The organism is Pseudomonas sp. JL2 (genome assembly GCF_031570495.1).
GTDB classification, from domain to species: domain Bacteria; phylum Pseudomonadota; class Gammaproteobacteria; order Pseudomonadales; family Pseudomonadaceae; genus Aquipseudomonas; species Aquipseudomonas rhizophila.
Genome location: NZ_JAKUDH010000068.1, coordinates 1 through 1,244, shown reverse-complemented (window position 1 = coordinate 1,244; position 1,244 = coordinate 1). Strand labels below are relative to the sequence as shown.

Below are 1,244 nucleotides of genomic sequence, written 5' to 3'. Positions count from 1 at the left end.
TGAACTGGCCTAATGATTTTGGACACTTCAATCGGGCGCTATGATGGCGCCCAAATCTGAGGTGTTTGGATATGCGCAAATCTTATTCCAGTGAGTTCAAGCTCAAGGCTGCCAGCATGGTGCTGGACGAGGGCCAGTCCGTTCCCGAAGTCTGTGCCAGCCTGGATATTGGCCCTACCGCCTTGCGCCGTTGGGTCGACCAGGTTCGCAAAGAGCGCTTGGGTTCGACCCCCGAGGGGGCTAAGGCGATTACCGCCGATCAGCGAGAGATTCAGCAGCTCAAAGCGTTGCTCAGGCAAAAAGACCTGGACATTGAAATCCTAAAAAAGGCCAGTGCTCTCCTGCTTTTGGACTCCAAAGATCATTCTCGTTGATCAACGAGCTGGACGAGCAGTACGGCGTTAACAATTGCTGTCGGGCGTTTGGGGTCAACCGCAGCAGCTTTTACGCCTGGCGTCAGCGCCAAGGCAAGGTGAAGCCTGAGCGGGAGAAACTCAAAGCCGTGCTGGTCGAGCATCACAAGGAATCCAGAGCATCCGCCGGGTCTCGCACCCTTTCCAAGGAACTGCAAGCAAAGGGGCATCGTGTCGGGCGACATCTGGCTCGCAGTTTGATGCGCGAAGCCGGTGTTGCCAGTCATCAGCGGCGGCGGCACAAGTACAAATCTTCCGGCGTGGAAGCGCTGGTAGCGCCGCATGTGCTCAAGCGCAAGTTTGATGTCACGGCGATCAACCAGGTGTGGTGTGGAGATGTGACGTACATCAAGGTGGGTAAGCGCTGGATGTATTTCGCGGCAGTGTTGGATTTGTTTGCTCGCCGGATCGTGGGGTGGTCGTTTTCAATGATTTCCGATGCCACGCTGACCTGCGAAGCGTTGCGAATGGCGGTTCAATTGCGAGGCTGTCCAAAAGAGGTGCTGTTTCATTCTGACCAAGGTTGCCAATACACCAGCCACAAATTCAGGAATGAGATGCGCAAGCATGGACTCCTGCACAGCATGAGTCGTAAAGGTGAGTGCTGGGACAACGCCCCGATGGAGCGTTTCTTTGGGAGCCTGAAATCAGAGTGGGTGCCAGACGATGGCTACAGCTCGGAGCATGAAGCCCGCGTGGATGTGCAACGTTATGTGATGCGATACAACAACGTCAGGCTCCATAGCTACAACGACTACCGGTCGCCGGTAGCCATGGAGAAACTGGCGGCGTGAAACCTTAACTGGTGTCCAGAATTACTTGACCAGTTCA

At 55.1% G+C, this 1,244-nt stretch carries 2 protein-coding genes; both read left to right on the top strand.

The window, feature by feature from the left end; genetic code table 11:
* Positions 1 to 71: 71 nt before the first annotated feature.
* Positions 72 to 374, top strand: coding sequence for an IS3 family transposase (locus tag MKS85_RS28775; RefSeq protein WP_047230570.1), 303 nt, complete (start codon positions 72 to 74; stop codon positions 372 to 374).
* Positions 371 to 1,207: an IS3 family transposase gene (locus MKS85_RS28770; RefSeq protein WP_047230569.1), complete on the top strand. Its 837-nt coding sequence runs from the start codon at positions 371 to 373 to the stop codon at positions 1,205 to 1,207. The genes MKS85_RS28775 and MKS85_RS28770 overlap by 4 nt, the downstream gene beginning before the upstream one ends.
* Positions 1,208 to 1,244 lie beyond the last annotated feature (37 nt).

Coding starts and splice junctions, on each gene's coding strand:
- MKS85_RS28775 (WP_047230570.1), top strand. CDS start 72: ATGCGCAAATCTTATTCCAGTGAGTTCAAGCTCAAGGCTGCCAGCATG.